The 22,858-nt window shown below is 42.3% G+C and carries 19 protein-coding genes, 1 tRNA gene and 1 pseudogene; 14 read left to right on the forward strand and 7 right to left on the reverse strand.

Annotated features, from left to right (window positions below; translation table 11 throughout):
- The first annotated feature begins 19 nt into the window (after positions 1-19).
- From WKT12_RS04405 to WKT12_RS04420, 4 genes are all read left to right on the forward strand, one after another.
- Positions 20-1,165 (forward strand): TlpA disulfide reductase family protein, encoded by a 1,146-nt coding sequence (locus WKT12_RS04405; RefSeq protein WP_340318889.1) that lies wholly within the window; start codon positions 20-22, stop codon positions 1,163-1,165.
- A gap of 183 nt (positions 1,166-1,348) precedes the next feature.
- Positions 1,349-1,813, forward strand: a complete 465-nt coding sequence (greA, locus tag WKT12_RS04410) for a transcription elongation factor GreA (protein WP_340318890.1) — start codon at positions 1,349-1,351, stop codon at positions 1,811-1,813.
- Between the two features lie 54 nt (positions 1,814-1,867).
- The gene (locus WKT12_RS04415; protein ID WP_340318891.1) at positions 1,868-2,272 is read left to right on the forward strand and encodes an HIT family protein; all 405 of its coding nucleotides are present in this window, start codon (positions 1,868-1,870) and stop codon (positions 2,270-2,272) included.
- A gap of 118 nt (positions 2,273-2,390) precedes the next feature.
- Positions 2,391-4,736 carry a TonB-dependent receptor gene (locus WKT12_RS04420; protein WP_340318908.1) on the forward strand — a complete coding sequence of 782 codons (2,346 nt, stop codon included), beginning with the start codon at positions 2,391-2,393 and terminating at the stop codon, positions 4,734-4,736.
- A 221-nt stretch (positions 4,737-4,957) separates the two neighbouring features.
- Here WKT12_RS04420 and WKT12_RS04425 read toward each other — a convergent pair whose 3' ends face one another.
- Positions 4,958-6,001: a mannose-1-phosphate guanylyltransferase gene (locus WKT12_RS04425; RefSeq protein WP_340318909.1), complete on the reverse strand. Its 1,044-nt coding sequence runs from the start codon at positions 5,999-6,001 to the stop codon at positions 4,958-4,960.
- 183 nt (positions 6,002-6,184) lie between these two features.
- Here WKT12_RS04425 and WKT12_RS04430 point away from each other — a divergent pair.
- From WKT12_RS04430 to WKT12_RS04465, 8 genes and pseudogenes are all read left to right on the forward strand, one after another.
- Positions 6,185-6,268: transfer RNA gene (locus WKT12_RS04430), tRNA-Leu, on the forward strand.
- Positions 6,269-6,508: 240 nt separating this feature from the next.
- Positions 6,509-7,417: a hypothetical protein gene (locus WKT12_RS04435; RefSeq protein WP_117462331.1), complete on the forward strand. Its 909-nt coding sequence runs from the start codon at positions 6,509-6,511 to the stop codon at positions 7,415-7,417.
- Positions 7,418-7,542: 125 nt separating this feature from the next.
- A complete protein-coding gene (locus WKT12_RS04440) occupies positions 7,543-7,830 on the forward strand; it encodes a helix-turn-helix domain-containing protein (RefSeq protein WP_005633171.1) in 288 nt (95 codons plus the stop codon).
- Positions 7,830-8,909 carry an AAA family ATPase gene (locus WKT12_RS04445; protein WP_005633163.1) on the forward strand — a complete coding sequence of 360 codons (1,080 nt, stop codon included), beginning with the start codon at positions 7,830-7,832 and terminating at the stop codon, positions 8,907-8,909. Before WKT12_RS04440 ends, WKT12_RS04445 begins: the two co-directional genes overlap by 1 nt.
- 163 nt (positions 8,910-9,072) lie before the next feature.
- Positions 9,073-10,038, forward strand: a pseudogene (locus WKT12_RS04450) (toprim domain-containing protein).
- Between the two features lie 146 nt (positions 10,039-10,184).
- The gene (locus WKT12_RS04455) at positions 10,185-10,568 is read left to right on the forward strand and encodes a MobC family plasmid mobilization relaxosome protein (RefSeq protein WP_005633161.1); all 384 of its coding nucleotides are present in this window, start codon (positions 10,185-10,187) and stop codon (positions 10,566-10,568) included.
- Positions 10,534-11,454 (forward strand): relaxase/mobilization nuclease domain-containing protein, encoded by a 921-nt coding sequence (locus WKT12_RS04460; RefSeq protein ID WP_119219418.1) that lies wholly within the window; start codon positions 10,534-10,536, stop codon positions 11,452-11,454. Before WKT12_RS04455 ends, WKT12_RS04460 begins: the two co-directional genes overlap by 35 nt.
- A 4-nt stretch (positions 11,455-11,458) precedes the next feature.
- Complete coding sequence (locus WKT12_RS04465; RefSeq protein WP_009123682.1) at positions 11,459-12,178, forward strand: hypothetical protein; 720 nt, start codon at positions 11,459-11,461, stop codon at positions 12,176-12,178.
- A gap of 83 nt (positions 12,179-12,261) precedes the next feature.
- On the opposite strand, the gene WKT12_RS04470 is transcribed toward WKT12_RS04465, so the two are convergent.
- The 5 genes from WKT12_RS04470 to WKT12_RS04490 form a co-directional block, all read right to left on the reverse strand.
- Positions 12,262-12,954 carry an SIMPL domain-containing protein gene (locus WKT12_RS04470; protein ID WP_005863300.1) on the reverse strand — a complete coding sequence of 231 codons (693 nt, stop codon included), beginning with the start codon at positions 12,952-12,954 and terminating at the stop codon, positions 12,262-12,264.
- A gap of 23 nt (positions 12,955-12,977) precedes the next feature.
- Entirely contained in the window at positions 12,978-14,981 is a 2,004-nt protein-coding gene (locus WKT12_RS04475) for an energy transducer TonB (protein WP_009123684.1), read from the reverse strand.
- Between the two features lie 259 nt (positions 14,982-15,240).
- Entirely contained in the window at positions 15,241-16,380 is a 1,140-nt protein-coding gene (locus tag WKT12_RS04480; RefSeq protein ID WP_340318892.1) for a PDDEXK nuclease domain-containing protein, read from the reverse strand.
- 25 nt (positions 16,381-16,405) lie between these two features.
- On the reverse strand, positions 16,406-17,629 hold the full coding sequence (locus tag WKT12_RS04485) for a site-specific integrase (protein WP_119219419.1): 1,224 nt from the start codon (positions 17,627-17,629) through the stop codon (positions 16,406-16,408).
- Positions 17,630-17,960: 331 nt separating this feature from the next.
- Positions 17,961-18,818, reverse strand: a complete 858-nt coding sequence (locus WKT12_RS04490; RefSeq protein ID WP_340318893.1) for a helix-turn-helix domain-containing protein — start codon at positions 18,816-18,818, stop codon at positions 17,961-17,963.
- Positions 18,819-18,938: 120 nt separating this feature from the next.
- On the opposite strand from WKT12_RS04490, the gene WKT12_RS04495 reads away from it, so the two are divergent.
- Together WKT12_RS04495 and WKT12_RS04500 are read left to right on the forward strand one after the other, a co-directional pair.
- Positions 18,939-20,246 carry a cytidylate kinase family protein gene (locus WKT12_RS04495; RefSeq protein ID WP_340318894.1) on the forward strand — a complete coding sequence of 436 codons (1,308 nt, stop codon included), beginning with the start codon at positions 18,939-18,941 and terminating at the stop codon, positions 20,244-20,246.
- A 105-nt stretch (positions 20,247-20,351) separates the two neighbouring features.
- Positions 20,352-21,086 carry a hypothetical protein gene (locus tag WKT12_RS04500; protein ID WP_418587301.1) on the forward strand — a complete coding sequence of 245 codons (735 nt, stop codon included), beginning with the start codon at positions 20,352-20,354 and terminating at the stop codon, positions 21,084-21,086.
- Between the two features lie 112 nt (positions 21,087-21,198).
- Here the strand turns inward: WKT12_RS04500 and WKT12_RS04505 are convergent, their stop codons facing one another.
- Entirely contained in the window at positions 21,199-22,794 is a 1,596-nt protein-coding gene (locus WKT12_RS04505; protein ID WP_445323120.1) for a DUF6377 domain-containing protein, read from the reverse strand.
- Between the last annotated feature and the right edge of the window lie 64 nt (positions 22,795-22,858).

Consider the following 22,858-nt stretch of genomic DNA (forward strand, 5'->3'; position numbering starts at 1 on the left):
AAATGAATAATAATCGCTAATGAAAAGAAATGCTTATATCGCTGCAGCTCTGTTGTTCGCGGGCGTAGCAGCCTGCAACAACGAGCCTGCTTTTAAAGTGCAGGGAGAGGTAACCGATGCTGCCGATAAAATGTTGTATTTGGAACAGACCGGCCTGGATGGTATTGTTGCACTCGATTCTGTAGAATTGGGAAGTGATGGAACTTTTAGTTTTTCTGCTGCTCGTCCTGAAGCGCCTGATTTTTATCGGTTGCGAATCGAGAATAAAGTTATAAACTTCTCGGTCGATTCTACTGAAACTGTCGGTGTTAAGGCTGATTATAAAAACTTTGCAACGGATTACGACATACAAGGTTCAGAAAATAACCAGAAAATCAAGGAACTGGTCCTGTTGCAGGCCGATTTACAAGAGCGCGTCAATAAGCTGGCACAATCAGGAATGCCAGTTGGCGTTGTACAAGACAGTCTGGCGCACATGGTAAATGCATATAAGGATAATGTAAAGCGAAAATATATTTTTGTCGGTCCTAATAAATCCTATGCATATTTCGCCTTGTTTCAGGTGTTGAACGGATATATGATTTTCGATCCGTTGAACAATAAAGAGGATGTAAAATGCTTTGCAGCGGTAGCTACCAGTATGAACAACATGTATCCACATGCCGATCGTTCGCGTAATCTATATAATATGGTGATAAAAGGTATGAAGAATACCCGCGCTCCCCAGGTAAAGCCTTTGGATATTCCTGCTGACAAGATACAGGAGACTTCCATTATCGATATCCCTTTGAAGGATATAAATGGTACGACACACCATCTTACAGACTTGAAGGGAAAGGTTGTTTTGATAGACTTTACAGCATATGGCAGTGCTGAATCGGGAGCTCGTAATCTCCTGTTGCGTGAAATATATGATAAATATGCTTCACAAGGCTTGGAAATATATCAGATTTCACTCGACACTGATGAGCATTTCTGGAAAACCGCAGCCGACAATCTGCCATGGATTTGTGTACGCGATCCGCAGGGGCCTTATTCTACTTACGTAAACTTGTATGGCGTAACCCAGTTGCCTACAGCCTTTCTTGTAAGCCGGAATAATGAATTGAGCATGCGAATTGGTGAGAAAACCAACTTGGAGGAAGCAATTAAGAAATTATTATAACATGTTGAAAAGCATGTGAAAATAGTACGCTTCGGTACTTGACTGGTATCGTAAAAAGGCGTATCTTTGCCAAAGTCATAACAGAGAAGGGTTCCGATACATTCTTTTGTGTATCGGGATTCTTTTTTGTTTTATAAGCAAGAACAATTTAATTAATAACCGAATAATAAGGAGGAAAAAACTATGGCTTATATGTCAGAAGAAGGCTACCAGAAGTTGGTAGCAGAACTAAAACAACTGGAGGCAGTTGAGCGTCCGAAAATTGTAGCAGCTATTGCCGAAGCACGTGATAAGGGTGACTTGTCGGAAAATGCAGAGTACGATGCTGCAAAGGAAGCTCAGGGTATGCTGGAAATGAAAATAAACCAGTTGAAAGCCACCATCGGCGATGCAAAGATTATCGATACATCAAAGTTGAAGGCTGATACCGTACAGATTCTTAGCCGTGTAGAACTGAAGAATGTGAAGACGGGTATGAAGATGGCATACACTATCGTATCGGAAACAGAAGCCAATCTGAAGCAAGGAAAGATTTCTGTAAATACTCCGATTGCTCAGGGCTTGCTGGGCAAGAAAGTTGGTGATATTGCCGAAATCACAATCCCGCAGGGTAAAATCAGTCTTGAAGTAACAGGAATATCGTTTTAACTATGAGGCGAGTCTGCTTTGTCGCAGGCTTGCCTTTTTTAATATATACAGATTATGGCAACTATATTCAGTAAGATCATTGCGGGCGAAATACCCAGCTACAAGGTAGCAGAGAACGAACAGTTCTATGCTTTTTTGGATATAAATCCGTTGGTAAAGGGACATACTTTGGTAGTTCCGAAACGCGAAGTCGACTATATTTACGATTTAAGCGATGAAGAACTGGCTGCTATGCATGTATTTGCCAAACATGTGGCACTGGCTATTCAGAAGGCATTCCCTTGTCGGAAAGTAGGTGAGGCCGTTATGGGTCTGGAAGTTCCCCATGCTCATATTCACTTGATTCCTATGCAGAAGGAATCGGATATGCTTTTTTCTAATCCGAAACTGAAATTGAGCGATGACGAATTTAAGGCCATTGCCGAAAGTATTCATAAAGCCTGGGAAGGCAAAGCTTGATACCTCCTCCTATAGATATACACAAGAATGAAAGCCATCCTTTTTCACAGGATGGCTTTTTTTGATTTATGATAATCCTAAAGAAGATATTATGGCAAAAAGAACAGTTACTTTCTTCATGCTGCTGGCTGTTTGTATGCTGGTGCATGCTCAAACCTACCGGATAGAAGGTACAGTGATAGACAAGACAAGCCGAAAGCCGCTGGAGTTTGTCAATGTACTGGTTGTAGGTCTGGGAATAGGTTCGTCTACAGATGCCGAAGGACATTTTGCAGTCGAGCAGGTTCCTCCAGGTATTTACCGTCTGCAAGCGTCCATGCTGGGCTACAAAACAGTTTTTACATCCGAGTACCGTGTTAATCACCGCACACCGCACATTCAGATAGAAATGGAAGAGGAGGGAACCCAGTTGGAGGGAGTAACCATCACAGCTTCTCCTTTTCAGCGGGTACCCGAAAGTCCGGTCAGTCTTCGGGTTATCGGCTTGCAGGAAATAGAGAAAGCTCCCGGGGCAAATCGTGATATTTCGCGAGTAGTGCAGAATTATCCGGGAGTCGCCTTTTCGCCGATTGGCTATCGAAACGACCTGATTGTGCGCGGAGGCGGACCGTCGGAGAACCGTTTTTACCTGGATGGCGTAGAAATTCCGAATATTAACCACTTCAGTACGCAAGGAGCTTCGGGAGGTCCGGTGGGACTGATTGATGCCGACCTGATACGAAATGTGAAGTTCTACAGCGGAGCTTTTCCTGCCAACAGGGGAAATGCCTTGAGTTCGGTGCTCGATTTCAGCTTACGCGACGGCGATATGGAGCACAATTCCGTAAAAGCAACACTGGGAGCTTCGGAAGTGTCACTTACTTCCAACGGACATCTGGGCGACAAAACCTCTTATCTGGTTTCTGTCCGGCAGTCGTATTTGCAGATGCTCTTTAAGGTTTTGGGATTGCCGTTGCTTCCGGCTTATACGGATGCTTCGTTCAAGTTGAAAACCCGTTTCAACGATCAGAATGAACTTACCCTGCTCGGATTGGGAGGCATAGACCGCATGAAACTGAATTTTGACATCGAAGGTGAGGATGCTGAATACATTTTAGGGTATCTGCCGAAAATCAATCAGGAAACCTTTACGCTGGGAGGCGTCTATCGTCATTATGCCGGACCACATGTGCAGTCGGTTACCTTGAGTCACAGCTATCTGAACAACCGTAACCTGAAGTATCTTAACAACGACGAAAGCTCGGAAGACAACCTGACTCTCCGCCTGCGTTCGGTAGAACAGGAAACGAAACTGCGGATGGAGAATACGTCTACATGGAACGTGTGGAAGCTGAATGCCGGCATCGAGCTGAATTATTCACAATACTCCAATACGACTTATCAGCGAGTCTTTACCGATGAGGCACAAGTATTCGACTACCGTACTGCCCTGGATCTATTCCGTTGGGGACTCTTTGCTTCAATGGACTATACGGCACCCGACGAACGTTTCACGGCATCGCTCGGCGTACGTACCGACGGAAACAATTACAGTGACAAGATGAAAGAACTTTGGCGGCAGCTTTCGTCCCGTCTGTCGGTGTCTTTCCGCCTGATCGATAACCTGTTCCTGAGCGGACACATGGGCTTGTACTACCAGCTTCCGCCTTATACGGCACTGGGATTCAAGGGAAACGACGGGACGTACTTGAACCGTAACCTGGATTATATCTCTGTATCGCAGGAGAGTGTCGGACTGACATGGCAACCGAATGAAAACATGGAACTGTCGGCAGAAGGTTTTTATAAGTTCTATCACGATATGCCGCTGTCGGTAACCGACGGCATCCCCTTGGCCTGCAAGGGAAATGACTACGGCGTGATTGGGAACGAACGTCTGGTATCCACAGCCGAGGGCCGTTCGTATGGTGTGGAACTGATGTTCAAATGGTTGCTGGTACAGCGTCTGAACTTGTCTTCGTCATTGACTCTTTTCAAAAGCGAATTCCGCAACGGTGAGGAAGGCGGTTATGTCCCGTCGGCATGGGACAACCGTTTTATCTTCAACGTGAGCGGTACCTACAATTTTCCCAAGCAGTGGAGTGTAGGAATGAAAGTCAGTTGCATAGGAGGTTCCCCGTATACACCCTACGATGTGGAGAAATCGTCGCTGGTAGAAGCGTGGAATGTACAGGGAAAAGCCTATTACGATTACAGTCGTTACAACACGGAGCGTCTGCCCGCATTCGGTCAGTTGGATATCCGTGTCGACAAAATGTTCTACTGGAAGAAGTGTATGTTCGGAATTTACCTCGACATCCAGAACATTACGGCGAGCAAACTCCGCCAGCCCGATGTGCTGATGAGTACGGGACAGATAGAAAATCCGTCGGCACCCCTTTCCGAACAGCGTTATGTCATGAAGTCTATCAAGCAGGAAAGCGGAACATTATTGCCTACTATCGGCATTACCTTCGAGTATTGATGCGGTTCCGGAATCATCCTGCGGACAATTGCTAAAAAACGTGCCCACGTTTCGTTTGGAACGTGGGCACGTTTTCGTTTATTTGTCGGGACGTTTTTTTATTTTTTGTACAAAAACAAAAAATCTTTGTACAAAAACTTTTTATACCCTTATAATCTTCCTTTCTTCGCATTACCACACGCAAACGCAAAGTTGACGGAAAGGTATGTATGGAGCTGAAATCAGGAGTATTTTTCTTCGAACTTCATTTCTACATCATTCACAAACTTTCGGATGGCATCCTGATCGTCTTTCTTGCAGATAAGCAGAACATTATCGCGTGAAGCTATCAGATAGCCGTCCAGATCCTGTACTACGGCAAGCTGTCCCTCCGGCATCAGGATGATATTGTTCTCGCAGTTGTACAGCAGCGTATTGCTGTTGATTATAACATTATGGTTGGCATCTTTAGGAGAAGCATCGTAAAGTGCATCCCATGTACCCAGATCGGCCCATCCGAAATCACATAGCTGAACGTATACATTGTTTGCCTTTTCCATGATGCTGTAATCGATGGATATGTTGGGGCACGAAGTAAAGTCGGGAACATCGCATTCCACACGCGGGCAGATTTCCGACATCATTTCGTGGAAAGCTTTCAGGATTGTATTCACATGCCATACAAAGATACCCGAGTTCCAATAGAACTCATTGCTCTGTACGAATATTTCGGCGAATTCGCGTGCCGGCTTTTCAATGAATGTTTTAACCTTATAGAAATCTCCCTTCTTTTCCTCGTCAATCTGTATATATCCATATCCCGTTTCAGGTCGGTTGGGCTTGATGCCCAGCGTAACAAGCTTGTCGTTTTCGGAGGCGAAATCCAGTCCCTTCAGGATAGCTTCCTTAAACTCGTCCGCCTTCAGAATCAGATGATCCGAGGGGGCAACTACAATCGTTGCATTGGGATTGATTCTTTGGATAACGTGTGATGCATATGCAATGGAAGGTGCAGTATTGCGTCTTTCCTCTTCAATAATCAGTTGGCTCTCTGTTATTTCAGGTAATAAGTCGAGTACGATTTGTTTATAATCGGTATGAGTCGTAATATAAATATTACTTGCAGGAACAATTTTCTTGTATCTGTCGAAAGTTTGTTGCAATAAGGTCTGTCCGGTGCCAAAGAAATCGAGAAACTGTTTAGGTAATGCTTTGCGACTGTAAGGCCAGAAACGGCGTCCCATTCCTCCGGCCATGATGATACAGTAGTAGTTGTTATTCATGATATTGGCGTAGCTTTAAATGTTTATGCTAAGATAACCTTTATTTTTCGAACATAGCTTGGAAAGAGTTCTAAATAGTGTTAGATGAAAAATATTTTCACTTTTTTATCTCAAACGCTTGTCATTTAAAAATATTTGTCTACCTTTGCACCGCAATTGAGGGGAAACATTTTCCCAAAGCAAGTTGCCCAGATGGCGGAATCGGTAGACGCGCTGGTCTCAAACACCAGTGGAGTAACATCCATCCCGGTTCGACCCCGGGTCTGGGTACAAATAAACCCTGATAATCGACTGATTATCAGGGTTTTCTCTTTCTGTAAGGCGTACTAAATGTGTACTGAGCGACAAAAACAAGAATAGAGTGTACTTTTGTGGTTTTCATCCTTTCATCTTTATGATTTCTTAACTCTTATGCGTTCTTTTCTGTCTTATTATTGCTGATGTTTTCTCGGAAAATGCGATTTCCACCTTATATTTGTATCTGAGAACAAATTTATATAAGGTACAGTTATGGAAAATCATATAGAAACCAATTTCAGAGAGATACAGAAGATATTAGATAGTTGCGTATCGCATGGCTATAAAACTAAGGTTGATGCACTATTTTTAAAGCGTGAATATCTGACACAGGCTCAGCTAAAGGATTATTTGCGACAGGAAATTTTCCGTGTTACCGAAAATATAGTAGCCATTCAGCAAAAATACCGTGTCGTGCGTGATATTGTACAGGATATGGATGTTCCCGATTTTTTGTGGGAAAGCGGTTATTTTGAGGACTTAAACTCTAATGAGAGGAAAAAGTACATCGTTTTCCGCTGTTCTGATTTTGATATGGACGCATATTTGCATGAACCGTCTTGCTATGATGAACGACTTCCCTATTTTTCCATCATTGTTAGCCTTGTGGTACTTTCTAAGTATTTGTACTTTCTGCAAGAACAGGAAAGCAAATACTATACAGATTCTATTGCCCCCCAAGAACAAGTCTTGCCAAAAGAAAAAGATGAAAGTGTAGAAACCACTCCAGCCAAGATTGTGGGTAAAAGCAATCCCTTCAAATCCACTTTGAAAGCCAATGAAATCAAACTTCTGACTGAATGTGTGAACGAAGCGAATATGTTTACTACTACTGTCAGCACCAAAATACTTACCGATTTTTTCAACTGTAAGTTGGACGGTGTATTGAAAGTTAATAATACCCGTCTGTTGGCTTACCTAATGATGCAACTCAGCTGTTATAACTACATCGTTTATGAGTGGCAGTCAGTTATAGCAAACAACAAGTTGATATTGAAGAAGATAAAAGGAGAACCGCTTACACGCACTGACTTGTCGAGTGCGACAGACCAGGCGAAGAACATCTATCCGAAAGGATATGAAATTATAGACAAATACATCAAACAACTGCAAAAAGGTTGAGCATAGATTGAACGCTCAAACAAAGGTCAATTAGACTTCATTTTCAACCTCTTAACTTTGCTCCCGTTAACACAAAAGACGAGGGTGCGCACCTTCATATTGTTTCACCTAAAATCCCAAACGATATGGAAAAAGACTTGGAGTTAAGAGTTTCCGAACTCGAAAAGATGTTGTTCCTTTCAAAGAACGTGCTTAGCTTCGATGAAGCGAGCAGGTTCTTGAACCTTTCTAAAAGTTACCTGTACAAGCTGACTTCGGGTAACTTGATACCCCATTACAAGCCGCAGGGCAAAATGCTTTATTTTGAAAAGGCTGAGCTGGAAGCATGGTTGCGTCAGAACCCGGTGAAGACGCAGGCGCAGATAGAGCAGGAAGCGCAGAAGTATATCCTTAACCGTCCTCTAAAGAAATAATGGCTATGGAAAACAAGACGAAAGAGGAAATCGGACAAGGTACAGCCATGACGAAAGAAGATTTTGCAGCCCTTTGGAAAACCATTCGTCTAAAGGTGACGGACACTTATGAAGTACCGCCCGAAATTCTTTGGGTGAACGGTTCTACTATCGGCACGTTGGGCAATTTCAGTGCATCCACAGGCAAAGCCAAGAGCAAAAAGACATTCAACATTTCCGCCATTGTTGCGGCAGCATTGAAGAATGACGAGGTTTTGAAGTATTCGGCATATCTGCCACCGAACAAGCGCAAAATTCTCTATGTTGATACCGAGCAGAGCAAGTACCATTGCCATAAGGTCATGGAACGTATTTTGCGCCTTGCCGGACTGCCGACCGATAAAGATGTGGACGATTTTGTTTTCATTGTGTTAAGGGAGCAGACCCCCGACAAACGTAAGCAGATAATTGGCTATATGTTAGAGAATATGCCCGATGTGGGGTTGCTCATCATTGACGGAATCCGTGATTTGATGTACGACATCAACAGTCCGAGCGAATCGACCGACCTAATCAACCTTTTGATGCGCTGGTCAAGTGGGTATAATCTGCATATCCATACCGTACTGCATTTGAACAAGGGGGATGATAACACAAGAGGACATATCGGTACAGAGCTGAACAACAAAGCTGAAACCGTCCTGCAAATCACGAAAAGCACGCAGGACGGCAATATAAGTGAAGTAAAGGCGATGCACATACGTGACCGGGAGTTTGACCCGTTCGCATTTCGCATCAATGACAACGCTTTGCCCGAAGTCATGGACGGTTATGTATTCCAGCAACCCAAACAAGACAGGAACTTTCCGCTTACAGAGCTGACGGAACAGCAGCACCGGGAAGCATTGGAGAACGGTTTTGGCAAGCAGGTTGTACAAGGCTATTCCAATGTGATAGCGGCATTGAAACAAGGTTACGCAAGTATAGGTTACGAGCGTGGACGCAATGTCCTTGTGTCGCTTAACAAGTTCCTTGTGAACAAGCGCATGATTGTGAAAGAGGGTAAGGGCTATCGCTACAATCCCGATTTTCATTATTAAAAGTCGGTTTGGTTTAGTCCGGGTGTATATATAAGCGGAACGGACTGTCTGTTTCCCGGTATCGACAGCAGGCAGGTTTAGTATGGTACGGGTATATATATGACGGACTAAACAGGACTGGCGCACTTTTCAACTATTTTTTAATCCCCAAAAAGAAAATATTATGAACATCGAAGATGTGAAACAAATACCCATCGCAGATTATCTGCATAGTTTAGGTTATTCGCCCGTCAAGCGGCAGGGTAACGGTTTATGGTATAAATCACCATTGAGAGAGGAACACGAAGCGTCCTTTAAGGTGAATACAGACCGCAACCTTTGGTATGACTTTGGCGCAGGAAAAGGCGGCAACATCATCGCCCTGGCAAAGGAACTTTACTTTTCCGACAGTCTGCCCTACCTTTTAAAGAGGATAGAAGAGCAGACCCCGAATGTTCGCCCAGTCAGTTTTTCTTTTCCCCAGTGTAGGACAGAACCAAGTTTCCAACATTTGGAAGTCCGGGACTTAACTCATCCGGCATTGCTCCGTTATTTGCAGGGACGGGGTATCAATATTGAGCTGGCAAAAAGAGAATGTAAGGAACTTCATTTTACCAATAACGGGAAGCCATTCTTTGCTATCGGGTTCCCGAACATGGCAGGAGGTTACGAGGTTCGCAATTCCTTTTTCAAAGGCTGTATTGCCCCGAAAGACATCACCCATATACGGCAGCAGGGAGAGCCGAGAGAGAAGTGTCTGGTATTCGAGGGATTCATGGACTACCTCTCTTTCCTTACGCTCCGCATGAAGAACTGTCCGACCATGCCTGACCTTGACAGGTAGGACTATGTTATTCTTAACTCGACTGTCAATGTGCCGAAAGCCATTGATGTGCTATACCCGTATGAACGCATCCACTGTATGCTTGACAATGACGAGGCGGGGTATAAGGCGACACGGGCTATCGAATTAGAATACTCCTACCGTGTGCGTGACTTCTCGCACAATTACAGGGGGTATTCGGACTTGAACGATTACCTGTGCGGCAGGAAGCAGGAACAGAAAAACGCAGCCAGCCAAGTACAGGAAATAAAGCAGAAAACCGGACAACGTGCCGCCCCAAGACAAAAGAAGGGCAGGGGTATTTAATCCGGCAGGATTGCCAGCGGCTGGCGGTTTCATAGGGAGAGCAAGGTTATGTTTCGGTAGACCGAAACCACCTTGCTTTGCTCACCGCAAAGGAAACCGCTCCCGTTGGTCGCAATTTCTAAGATACCATCAAAAAGTAAAAAGACATGAAAAGGATACAGGACAAGCCGGGCGGTCGTCCGGCAAAGAAACGGACGGAAAAGCAGAAAAAGGTAGTCAGTACGAAGCTGACCGAGTTGCAGTATTACGCCATCAGGAAGCGAGCCGGGGAAGCCGGGGTGCGCATCAGTGAATATGTCCGGCAAGCAGTTATTTCGGCAGAGGTCATACCCCGGCTGAACAGGCAGGATGCAGATGCTATCCGCAAGCTGGTAGGGGAAGCCAACAACATCAACCAGCTGGCGCATAGGGCAAATGCCGGAGGTTTCGCATTGGTGGCGGTGGAATTGGTGAAACTCAAAGATAGGATTGTTGAAATCATAAACCATTTGTCGGATGATTGGAAAAATAAAAAAAGGAAGCGGTTTTAAGGGCTGTGTGAACTATGTGCTTGGTAAGGAGCAGACGGTTTTGCTTCATGCGGATGGGGTTCTGACCGAGAGCCGGAGCGATATAATCCGCAGTTTCTGTATGCAGACCGGGATGAATCCCGACTTGAAAAAGCCGGTTGGACATATTGCACTAAGCTATTCGGCAGTGGACGCACCCAAATTGACAGACGAGAAGATGGTACAGCTTGCACAGGAGTATATGCGTGAAATGAAAATCACCGATACGCAGTACATCATCGTGCGCCATCAAGACCGGGAGCATCCACACGTGCATATCGTGTTCAACCGTATAGACAACAACGGCAAGACTATTTCGGACAGGAACGATATGTACCGTAACGAACAGGTATGCAAGAAGCTGAAAGCCAAACATGGGCTTTATTTCGCCAAGGGGAAAGAGCAGGTGAAACAGCACCGATTGAAAGAGCCGGACAAGTCGAAATACGAGATTTACACGGCTGTGAAAAATGAAATCGGCAAATCCCGCAACTGGCAGCAGTTGCAGCACAGGTTAGCGGAAAAGGGTATCACTATCCAGTTCAAACGAAAGGGACAGACTGATGAAATACAGGGTATATCCTTTTCCAAAGGAGAATACACATTCAAGGGTTCGGAGATAGACCGCAGTTTCAGTTTTTCCAAACTGGATAGATATTTCGGAGATACAGGTTTGAATGTTGCCGAAAGTCAACGGCAAACAGCTTTCGCACCCATCCGGGAACAAATACCCACACGGAGTAACGCAGAAAGTCCGTTTATAAGCGGTTCGCTCGGTCTGTTTTTTGCATCACCGTCCCCGGTGGATGAAGAGCCGAACTTGAATTTGAGAAAGAAGAAGAAAAAGAAAAAACGACTTAAATTGTAAAGACATGGAAGACAACTTGATTTTAGAGGGGCTTCTCTCTATGGTAACAGAACTGAAAGAGAAGTTGGAAGCGCAGGTAACGCCAGCCAGCCGGGAGGAAACTCTCGAACGGTTTGGAGCGATTGAACAGGCATTGTCGAGGCTGCATAGTAATCCGGCTGTTCCTGTGGAGAAGTTGCAGACTATCCAAAGTCAACTTGACGATGTACGGAACAGGATGCAAGGTCAGCAGCAGCACATCGAGGACACCAAGAGAATATCATTGGAAATCTATCGTAATTTTAAAATAATGGTTGATACCTTGAATTCCTACAAGACGGATAAAGAGGAAGTTGCCCCCTTGCCGTTCTATCAACGGATTTACAACAAGGTTACTTCTTGGATTCGTCCGGGATTGTTTATTTTTTCGGCAGTGCTGGTTCTCTGTTCCGCTTCCATATGGTTAAATATCCGTTTGGCTACACGGATGCAGCAGTTACAGGACAATGATATGAAATACCGTTTTTTGCTGATGCAGGGTTGGGCAAACGGAGAAGTCCTTGATATACTGGAAACCAAATTCAACTGGCAGAGGGATAATGATTTCATTCAAATTCTGACCGATTCTGTGATAGATTTTGAATATCGCAGCAAGAAACAGGCGGAAGCATTGGAACGTGCAAGGCTGTTGAACGAGCAAGCCGAACAGCTAAAGAAAGAAGCCGATAAGTTGGGTAAACCATAAACGAAGTAAAGCTGGAGTGATGAAATGAAAACTTTCTTACTCCAGCTATTTCGTTTTTGATATGTAATTTTGTGCTTAGCTTACTAATCAACAATTTCAAAACGCACCAGCATGGAATAGTCCTTTTTAATGGTACGGAAATTGTCGAATGAGGCAACATTCGATGATAGGACATTGCTTTGCGCTATCGGAAAAGCATTACCGCTATCTTTTTCCACAATGCGTATGACATTGCCTAATCTTTTACCCAAGGCTTCAACCAAATAAGTAGCTTTTCGCTGTGCAGCTTTTAGTGCTTCTATCTTTCCTTTTTGGTGATATGCCAACATATCTTTATTTTCCAATTCACCGATGCGCATCGTATTAATGCCTTTCGTATCTATGTGCTTGATTATTTCATCTATCTGTTTGAAATCAGTCAGTGTAATATCAAATTGCTTGGATATTAAAAAATCCTGTCCTTGCTTTCGCCAATAATCGCCAATCTCTTGTGTACGGATTACATCTTGCGTAATACCTACTTCGGAAAGTTTCTTTCGCAATCCTTGTTCTATTTGTGACAATGGCACTTTGGTGTGATACTCTTCGGGCTTAGACTTTCCATCAAATTCTTCCTCGAAGTATTCACGAATTTCAATGATGTAGTGAATTTTGTCCGGCATGATTTCTATTTCCGATGTACCTGTCACTTCAATGTAGTGTTCATTAACTTCTTGCGCTTGCGCAGTTAGAACCATAAAGAAGACAATAGCGGATAAAAATAGTTTTGTTTTCATGATGGTTAGGTATTTATTTGTTTTTAATCAGTTAAACGCCTGTTTTTCTTATCTATATAAAACCAAGTTTCGCTTTCCCAATAATGTTTTTCTCCGTCTGATTCAGGAACTACCTTTCGTTCACCTTTTAAAGTTGCTTTGGCTTTTCCTCCTTTAAATGGGTAGGCAAACTTAAATTGAGGTTCAATTATTACATTACCCAATGAATCGGCAAAACCTACCAATCCATCCTCGTCCATTATACGGAAAAGCCCTTCTTGTATGTAGTCGGGACCATTATCATATTTGAATACATAGAAAAGTTCTTTGCCCGCATCATTGATGCAGATTATTCGAGCGTCCTTTGGCTTGTTCTCATAAACAAAACCTATTTTTTTGATAGTATCTGTTTGACAGTATCTGTACTTGCCGTATGGCACAATGGTATCGCCCCGTTCATTCAGATAACAGACCGGAACACCCACCTCCAAATAAGGCTCTGTGGTATGGGCAGTCAGTGTGGCGTCATATCGCATCAGAATTGGAGTGTCACAAGAACTGTAGCCGATTATCAAAACATCAGTATGAGGGTTGATAGGAGTTGTCGGTCTATCCAATTTAAATTGAAAAACAAGAGTGTCCTTTGGGGCTGGTAAAGTTATAGAAATACCCGTTACAGCATTGAATGCATTTAGTGCAGCTCTTTTGAATTTTCGGTTGTTACACGAAATAACTTGGGGGTTGGTAATATATCCGTTACCATCTAATTTATATGTAACATAGACCATCCCTTCTCGATTCTTTTTCTGTAATTTAGGTGGATACTTACATGATTTGCTTAGAGTTTTGATAAGCCAATTATAGTTATTAACTTCATTTTTTGTTGGACTATCATTCTTGAATAAAACAGGTACAGTCCAAACAGAGTTCCGATATTCACCTTTACCATGAAAATTGATGGTAGGAGTCCACCGTGGCATACCTTTTATGATTTGCAATACTTGGTTGTCCCATTCTTGTATGCCACAACCTCGTAAGGTCTCTACCTTTATTATTTCTCCGTAAGAATCAATGCGTATCGTATAAATCCCTTTGATTTCTTTTTTACCGTTTAATAGATTGGAATCGTATGTTAGGCGTTCATTAATGTAGTTGGTAATTGCATACGGATTTGCTTTTTCAAAATAAGACACAGCTTCCCATTCCACAAAACTTTGTTTCAATTCTTCTTCCCTAACGCTGTCCGCCTTTACCCTATCCCTATAATGTTGGGGCAGGAAAGGGACATATACCGTATAAAGACACTCCATTCGTTTGCCGTTTTTGTTCCTGCAAGGCAGGCAGTGTGGAAGCTCTTTGGTCAGTCTGATGACCTCTTTGTCAAAATCTTCATGGATGGTCGTCAAAATGGTATTCCAGCGTGGTAGCCCTAATGTGTCAAGAGCAAACATCACTACGGAATAACCTGCCACATTCTTTTTTAGCAACTCTTCTGGGTATTTCATTTGGGAAACATAGTATTTTGTCAAATCGTAATCCCATACCGCCCATCGGGGAGGTTCTATCGTGGATAAATCTTTAATTGGTTCTCCGGTTATTTTAGCAACACCTTTATTCCAAATATCCTCTTTACGCCAAATACTATCCAAGCGTTCTTCGTTCTGCCTTTGTCCTTGAACACTGTTATCTGTTGTACATCTGACAGGTGTAACTCCGATTGTCAAACTTTCCGGCAGATATTGGAGAACCAACGTACTATCTGTCAGTTCTTGAATAATGTAATTCTTTTGAAAAGATTTTATTGTATCTCCATGCAAAGAGTAAGAATCGCATATTTCAGTTTGTTTTTCATCATATAGAAAGGTCTGTTTCCATCCAGCGCTGCGGAATTCCATTTCCATAGCATAGTGTTTGTCTTTGGGAAGTTGCACTTTCCATATTTTATTCTCTAATAAAGCAGACATATCTGCCGAATTCTTGTCTTGGGCTAAAAGTGGGCTGACAAGATTGAGAGAAAATATAAATAATATGGATAGAAAATATTTCATTCAACCAATTATATAAACAACATCCAAATATAATGTAAATGAGTAATAGAATAGCGTATTAAATAATTTATTTCTTCCTGTATTTGAATAAATTAACTTTTAATATTCAAGTAAAAATCAGTACATTTACAAGTTTAGTTCATACCTTTGTTTATATATCCAAAACGGACTAAACCTATTTTTTGTCGGCAGATTATATGTTGCTGGCGAAAAGAAAAACAGTATTCTTCTTTTCGCCAGTATTACTTTTTATGATAGGTTAGTAATTTGAGGAAGCAATGAACTCCTTTATTTCTTCCTCGCTTGGAAGTTCTATCATGTACTTCTGTACGAAGATATTCGGGTCTAATCCGGCAGTGGCATACTTAACCAATGTATCTCCCTTTTCTGTGCAAAGCAGAATACCGATAGGCGGATTATCATCCGGCTGCATCACTTCCGCTTTAAAGTAGTTAAGGTACATATTTAGTTGCGAAGCGTATTCATGGCGAAATTTGTCTATCTTCAATTCCACAATGATATGGCACTTCAAAATGCGGTGATAGAATACGAGGTCGGCAAAGAAATAATCTTCATCAATCAAGATACGTTTTTGCCGGGCTTCAAAGCAGAAACCATGTCCCATCTCCAACAAGAAGTGTTGCAGGTTATCAAGAATGGATTGCTCCAAGTCGTTTTCTGTTACTAAGGCTCGTTCATTCAATCCTAAGAACTCTAAAGTAACAGGGGTGTTGATAACATCTTTGGGTTGCAATAAGGTTGCTTGTTGCTGGACTAAAGCGGAGAGGGCTTCTTTGTTTTTAGATAGTCCGCTACGTTCGTAATATAAAGATGCGATTTGCCGCTCTAACTCTTTTACAGACCAGCAGCCACGAATAGTTTCCATTTCATAGAAAGCACGTTTTACCGGGTTCTCAATTCCCGATATAGAATTTAAATGGGTGGAAGATAATCTGTTGAATAATCTATCAGCTGGAATCATCCATGTTTCGGTTTGTGGGTATTCTGTTGATAGCTTCCAAACGCCATTTTCAGATTCGGCGGTCACCAACCGCCGAATTGGTTCAGTGAATTCGGCGGTCAATGACTGCCGAATTTGAATTTGTGATGCAATGTATTGTGTAACAGGTTTTTTCAGTTGTGGATAAACAAGGTACAGCCGCCTAAATTCACGGAATCTACGTTCATTCAGACCTTTTGTTTTCAGCCGTTGTTCCAGCTTTTTCAACAGTTGTTCACCGTATGCGGCACGGTCTTCTCCGTTCTGCTCAAACTCTACGATATAGCACCCCATAAGCCAGTTACGGGAAGTAAGTGCAAGGTTTACAGCGTGTGCGGCTTGTGCCTGCAACGTGTTCTGTATCGTACAGATATGTTTTACTAATGCTTCAAAGTCCATAGTTACAAAGATAAGTCTTTTGTGGTTAAAACTTTAGTTCGGGTAGGCTGTTTATTGCTTCCTCTTTCAATTTATCCACGGCACGGGTGTATTTCTCGGTATGCTTCAATCCGCTATGTCCTAAAAGACTGGCTACCGTCTTGATATTTGCCCCATTGTTCAGAATGTTCACGGCAAACGAATGGCGGGCGCAATGCCAGCTTATATGCTTGTCTATTCCGGCTCTCTTTACCCAACGTTTTACTGATTTGCAGCAGCTTTCGTATGTAGGCAAATCGAATATCAAACAGTTCTTATCTGCCGGAGCTTCGCCAATAATGGATAATAGACCGTCATTCAAGGGGATAACCACACCGCTACTGGCTGAATGTCCCTTGGTCTTGCTTTGCTCGAATTTCAATAATCGGTTGGCATAATCCACATTTTTATAAGTAAGGTCTTTTACATCACAGAAGCGCAGACCGCAATACAGACAAAAGATAAACGCTCGTCTGATTGTGGGGGTTTCGTTGTCATAATGACAAGCTATCAGCTTTTGTATTTCTTCGGGAGAAAGCACATCTTTTCGAAGCATTTGGCTATCCACTTTACAGGTAACACTTTTACATGGGTCTTTCAACATTACATCATGGTCAATCGCATATCGAATAACTTTCTTGAAACGCTGGTAAATGCTTTTAGCACCTTCACCCACACTTCGGGATTGCAAATAGGCTACAAACTGCTCCATCATTTCTTTGGTGATAAGTTCCGGTTTGATACTAAACTCATTCATGGGGTATTGCTCTTTTAAGAAGTCCTTAAAACGGCTAAGCGCAATTTGCACCATGCGAATATCTTTCTTGGTATAGCTATTGATATAGGCTTGAAAGTAGTCCAAGAAATTAACAGCCCTGTCTTTCTTTAAGCGGTAACCCAACATGCTTTCTTTAAACTCCTGTTCACGCTCTGCACGTATGCGCATGGCGAGTTCCAAAGTTTCCTTGTTCTGTTGCCGTTCCGCAGGAGTACGGGGTTTGTCTATCAGATACAGGCTAAGGTTTTCTTTTCGCCTGTTATGCTTTACTGCAAACTTGGGCTTGCCTTGCATTTTCCCACTATCGTAATACACCTGATTACCGTTTTCATCCAATACGGGCTTTTCCTCTCTACCTAAATAATACTCTAAGTAAAGGCTTATTCTACCGTCCGAGAGCTTATTTTGCTCCAACTTGGGGTTCTCTTTCGTTTTATTTTCTAACTTTGCCATTGTTTAGAGGTTTTATCCCGATTTAGGTACCGTAACCGGGTAATTACACTAAATAGTTGATTTTCTTTTGTTTTCCGATATTGCAAAGGTACAAAAGAAAATGAGATTTCAAAGTGTACTAAAAGTGTACTGAATAACAGAAAACGGGCAAAATAGGGCAAAAATGGAGAAAATAGGAAATATGCAAATAACTGATAATAAGGAAAATAAATTCTTTTGTTTTCCTATTATTTCTATGGCTTGTACCGGGTCTGGGTACCAGGAAAAGAGCTAAGCAGAATGAGTAATCAGATGCTTGGCTCTTTTCCTTTTTCTATATTTCTCAGGATTTTCATCTTTTCCTGTACTTGAGTGGAGAAACTCCTGTCATCTTGACGAAGAATTTGCCGAAGACAGACTGGTCGGAAAAGCCGAGGTTATCGGCTATCTCCTTTATTCCCATATCCGTACTTTCGAGCAGGCGTCTTGCCTCTGCACAGAGCAGTTCCGATACATGAAAGCGTACCGTGCGTCCGGTTGTACGTTTTACGATACGAGAAAGGTAAGTGGTCGATATATTCAGTTTGTTGGCATAAAACAGAATATCATGGTGTCTTTTGTAATTGTTGATGAGTAATTTCTTGAAATTACGGAATATCTCGTCCGTACGCTTGATGCAGACCGAAGCATTTTGGGTATTCCGGTAAAGAATGTCGGCTATTTGCAATAATAGGAAATTGCACAGATGACTGGTAATGCTGTTTTGGTAAATCCGGAAGCATTTCAGTTTGTCCGAGAACAACTCGGCTGTTTGTTGCAGATAGCAGAATGTGTCCGTTTCCAGATGAAGTGCTGGAATATTGTATTTGTTGATAAATCTGGCCAGTTGATGATACATTGCCTGTCCGTCCGAGAGCGTATCGAAATAATCAGGATAGATATAAATGCACGTCATGGCAAAATCGGAACTTTTCTCGTGCAGGGTGTTGGTCATACTTGGAGTCAGTATGATCAGATCGTTTTTCCGAATAAGGTGACTGTCGTTGTTGTTCGATAACAACGCTGTTCCGTTTGCAACTAAAATAATAAAGAATCCTTTTTTCAAAACGACAGATCCCTCTTTCTCAAAAGAACATTTTACAACATGATAAGGAGGATTTTCTTCACCGGAAACAGGGAAACCGTTTTTGTCAGGATCAAATAATTTCATAAAAAGGTTTTTTCTTTACAAAAATAAGATTTGTTTCGTTTTTAACCAACAACAGTTATTCTTTTATGAATGGAAATAAAAAAAATAGCATGAACTTTGCGCCAATCAATAGAAGGCTTTATGAATAAATTCATGTATAGACGGTATGGTTTGTTTGCCGTTTCCTTGTTTGTCAATGCCATGGGTATCGCCCTTATAACGAAGGCTTTGCTGGGTACATCTCCAATTACGAGTGTTACCTATGTGCTGAGTATGTTTACTCCACTTACCATAGGGCAGTGGACAATTGCCCTGAATCTTTTGTTCGTACTTCTCGAACTTCCTTTTATGACGTGGCGGGAACTGAAAGACGACTTGCGGATGTTTTTACTTCAGATACCGATTTCTTTGTGTTTCGGTACGTTTATCGATGTGTGTATGAACATGCTTTATTGGGTGGAGCCTGTGACGTATATAAGCCAGATTGCTTACTTGCTTGTAGGATGTGTGGTATTGGCGGCGGGAATTACGCTGGAGGTAAAGGCCGATGTGGCAATGATGGCTGGGGAGTATTTTGTCCGTGTCATATCTAAACGCTTTCACGGTGAGTTTGGCTATGTAAAGTTGTGTTTCGATATTACGCTGGTCTGTATCGCATGCGTGCTGTCTTTGTGTTTCCTGTCGGGCATCTATGGGGTGCGTGAAGGAACGGTAGCCGCAGCTTTGCTGGTTGGACCGATCGTACATTTTATCAGTCCTTACTACCGTTGTTTCGATAAATGGATTAATGAAGGGGCTGGTAAGGTTACGGTTACTCTGAAGAATGCACAGCATGTTATCATTACTATTGCAAGGGAGTATGGAAGTGGAGGACATTTGCTGGGTGAAATGCTGTCCAAGGAGTTGGGAATTAAGCTGTATGATAAGGAGTTTATTCATCTGGTGGCACAAAAGAGTGGCATAGACGAACAATATATCAAGAAAAACGAGCAGTCTATTCCTTCTTTCTGGCTGAAATGTATTTTAGGTAAAAGTAGCGAGCAGGCATTGGAACGCAGCCTTTCGTCGGATGATGTATTGTTTGTTGCAGAAAGTAAGATTATCGAAGAACTGGCTGAAAAGGAATCGTGTATCATTGTGGGCAGGTGTGCCGATTTTGTTTTGAAGAATTATCCAAATCTGATTAAGGTTTTCTGTTATTCCGATTTGAAGGGTGCATGCGCACGTTGCGTGCAGGAATATGGCATTGCGGCAGATAAGGCTGAAACGGAAATCAGGCGGATCAACCATAACCGTATTGCTCATTATGAATATTATACAGGAGAAAAATGGGGCGAGCCGCATCATTATAACCTGATGATAAACACGGGAAGCATTGATTTGCCTATGGCTTGCAATTTGATAAAGAGTATTTACCGGAACAGGGAAAAAGAAGAAAAGCAGAATTAGGGGGATAAAAGTAAGAGTGATAAGGCATTTGATGCGGTTCGGGCGATTTTATTTTCTAACTTTGCATCCGTTTTATTAAATAGTTATTGACAGATGCAAATTATGATGATGAAAGTGATCCGAAAGGTGATGTTATGGGTGTTCGTAATGCTTGTCTTATGCCCTGTTAAGGTAAAGGCGCAAGACAAGGTAGAGGCGGGCGTCGGTATGGATTTGGTGAGTGGTTATGTCTGGCGTGGTCAGGATTTAGGAAATGTAAGCGTTCAGCCGGAAGTATCATTGGCTTATAAAGGACTTTCCTTGACGGGATGGGGAACGGTTGGATTCGACAAAGATGATACAAAAGAATTTGACTTGACGTTGGGTTATGAAGTAAAAGGTTTTAGCGTTTCGGTTACAGATTATTGGATCAGCGGCGGACCGGGATATTTTCACTATGGCGCTCATAATACCAGCCATACTTTTGAAGCTCAGGTAGGATATGATTTCGGAATTCTTGCCGTAAACTGGTTTACAAACTTTGCCGGATATATTGGCTATAAGGCAGATGGCAGCAAGGCTTACGCTTCTTACTGTTCGGTTGCGGTTCCTTTTGTATTGGGCGGTCTGGACTGGAATGTAGAGATTGGAGCAACTCCTTGGGAAAATGATTTTTATACGGGTGGAGAAAACTCCAGTTATTCAAAGGAAATGATAAATGGTTTTGCTGTATGCGAAGTGGCTGTCGAAGCTGCCAAGGAAATAAAGATTACTAAAAACTGGTCGTTGCCTTTGTTTGCAAAGGCGATATGGAATCCTTCTACTGAGGGATTTTACTTTGTAGCTGGATTGAGCTTTTAAAAGTTATCCGGAGCATTATGGAAACTGTTTCTCAAAAGAATTGAATATTTTTGAGAAACAGTTTCTTTTTTAGGATGTTCTGAATGATTGGATTTCGGTTTGTTGATGTTGGTTATAACCCCATCACCATTTGTTCGAAGTTATCTTTGTCACCTTTTGCCTTATTGCGTATTTTGCTTCGGTAGTTATAAACCGTAGCCAGTGAGTATCCAAGGAAATGAGCGATACGGTTGGCGTCGGTTACTCCCAGGCGTATTAAGGCAAAAATACGAAGTTCCGTATTGAGTATTTCACCGGGCTTGGGATATATTTTCCCTTCATCGTTCAGCAGATTATTGAAATCGGTAATGAAGTTGGGGAACAACTCTAAAAACGATTTGTCGAATTCATTGTAGAAATTTTTCCGTTCGTCGCGCAGGAATTGTTCAGAGCGTATAGCTTTGAACAGGTCGTCGATGCGTGAAGCCATTGCCAGTTTTTCGAGCGAACGGCGATATTGTTCAAGTTTGTCCAGATAGCTGACACAGCGGTCCAGGTAACGGGCTATATATACTTCCTTGATTTTACCGGTCTGTGCCAGATTCATATTGGCTGCCTGCAACTCTTTGTTGGATATGTACAGGTTCTTTCGCATAACCGACAGTTTCTTTAATCCGTAATATAAGTATAAAGCCAGTATGATCAGTAGGATAGCCAGTACACCCATACATACCAGAAGTATGACAACCATTCTTTTTTCTTGCGCTTCTTTTTGCGAATATGCATGATCAATAATCGGATAAAACTCTGTAACTTCCGCAAAACGTAGTCGGGCATTGCAAGCCACTGCATCTTCCATAGAGCAGCTTAGGTAGCTGTATGCTCTTTTCAAATCTCCATGTCGGTAAAGGAGTCGTGCCAGTTTTTGCAGCGAAGCATATTCTCTGACTGGCATACTTAAATCGATGATGGCAGTTTGTGCCAGATAATAGATTTGCATATCGATTTCATTCTTTGCTTCGTATGCCAGTGACAGCGTATAGTTTACATATGCTTTCTGCTTCATGTCGAGGGAAGTGGTAAGCATTTGGTTTAACATTGGAATTGCTTTGTCGGGATGCGAAGAGAGTATGAATCGTTCGGATAGAACAATGTTGCGGTCTATGCAGGAATCTATATTATTCATTATCGAATCACGATATTGATCTGTCAGTTGCAGGTATTTTTGTTTAGCTTTACGGTCTACGGTATAATCGGCCAGCCATCCATAACATGTGCGCAGAGTAAAATAATAATATGTCAGATTTTTCTTGCCCAACTGTTCTGGTTGTATTTTTTGTAATTCGGTTAATGCTTCACTATACATTCCCATAACTCCCATTACTTCTGCCCGGTTGATAATTATTTCATTGTATAATTCCGGTTTGTTCAGCAGTGCAGCGTATTCTGCCTTTTTGTTTATATAATGAGAGGCGGAATCCGCCTGATAGTGTAAATACAGCCCGAATAATTCATTGGAAAGTTCGTATTTATCCTTTTCGGTTGTGGCGTAATAAAGGCGTTGTTTAAGCTGATAGAGAGTTCTTTCACGTTCTGTACGATATAGTGCTTTCTGCGAGATAACCTCATCAAGCTGCTCCAATACCTTTTCGTGGGATAACTCTTCTGCTTTAGCAGGCAAAATGAATAAAATCATTCCAGCCAGCAACCAGAAAAATCTGTATTTGATTCTGAGCATATTTTGTTTCATTGTTATTTATTGTATGTTTTTACCAAGTAATAATGCAAGAACA

The sequence above is a fragment of the Phocaeicola sp. HCN-6420 genome (assembly GCF_037890145.1).
GTDB lineage: Bacteria > Bacteroidota > Bacteroidia > Bacteroidales > Bacteroidaceae > Phocaeicola.

Bases quoted from the DNA above. Each gene is read 5' to 3' on its own strand.
- WKT12_RS04460 (WP_119219418.1), top strand. From the start codon at position 10,534: ATGATTGGAAAAATAAAAAAAGGAAGCGGTTTTAAGGGCTGTGTGAAC.
- greA (WP_340318890.1), top strand. From the start codon at position 1,349: ATGGCTTATATGTCAGAAGAAGGCTACCAGAAGTTGGTAGCAGAACTA.
- WKT12_RS04490 (WP_340318893.1), bottom strand. From the start codon at position 18,818: ATGAAATTATTTGATCCTGACAAAAACGGTTTCCCTGTTTCCGGTGAA.
- WKT12_RS04500 (WP_418587301.1), top strand. From the start codon at position 20,352: ATGATGAAAGTGATCCGAAAGGTGATGTTATGGGTGTTCGTAATGCTT.
- WKT12_RS04440 (WP_005633171.1), top strand. From the start codon at position 7,543: ATGGAAAAAGACTTGGAGTTAAGAGTTTCCGAACTCGAAAAGATGTTG.
- WKT12_RS04495 (WP_340318894.1), top strand. From the start codon at position 18,939: ATGAATAAATTCATGTATAGACGGTATGGTTTGTTTGCCGTTTCCTTG.
- WKT12_RS04480 (WP_340318892.1), bottom strand. From the start codon at position 16,380: ATGGACTTTGAAGCATTAGTAAAACATATCTGTACGATACAGAACACG.
- WKT12_RS04445 (WP_005633163.1), top strand. From the start codon at position 7,830: ATGGCTATGGAAAACAAGACGAAAGAGGAAATCGGACAAGGTACAGCC.
- WKT12_RS04455 (WP_005633161.1), top strand. From the start codon at position 10,185: ATGAAAAGGATACAGGACAAGCCGGGCGGTCGTCCGGCAAAGAAACGG.
- WKT12_RS04465 (WP_009123682.1), top strand. From the start codon at position 11,459: ATGGAAGACAACTTGATTTTAGAGGGGCTTCTCTCTATGGTAACAGAA.
- WKT12_RS04420 (WP_340318908.1), top strand. From the start codon at position 2,391: ATGCTGCTGGCTGTTTGTATGCTGGTGCATGCTCAAACCTACCGGATA.
- WKT12_RS04485 (WP_119219419.1), bottom strand. From the start codon at position 17,629: ATGGCAAAGTTAGAAAATAAAACGAAAGAGAACCCCAAGTTGGAGCAA.
- WKT12_RS04405 (WP_340318889.1), top strand. From the start codon at position 20: ATGAAAAGAAATGCTTATATCGCTGCAGCTCTGTTGTTCGCGGGCGTA.
- WKT12_RS04470 (WP_005863300.1), bottom strand. From the start codon at position 12,954: ATGAAAACAAAACTATTTTTATCCGCTATTGTCTTCTTTATGGTTCTA.
- WKT12_RS04415 (WP_340318891.1), top strand. From the start codon at position 1,868: ATGGCAACTATATTCAGTAAGATCATTGCGGGCGAAATACCCAGCTAC.
- WKT12_RS04435 (WP_117462331.1), top strand. From the start codon at position 6,509: ATGGAAAATCATATAGAAACCAATTTCAGAGAGATACAGAAGATATTA.
- WKT12_RS04475 (WP_009123684.1), bottom strand. From the start codon at position 14,981: ATGAAATATTTTCTATCCATATTATTTATATTTTCTCTCAATCTTGTC.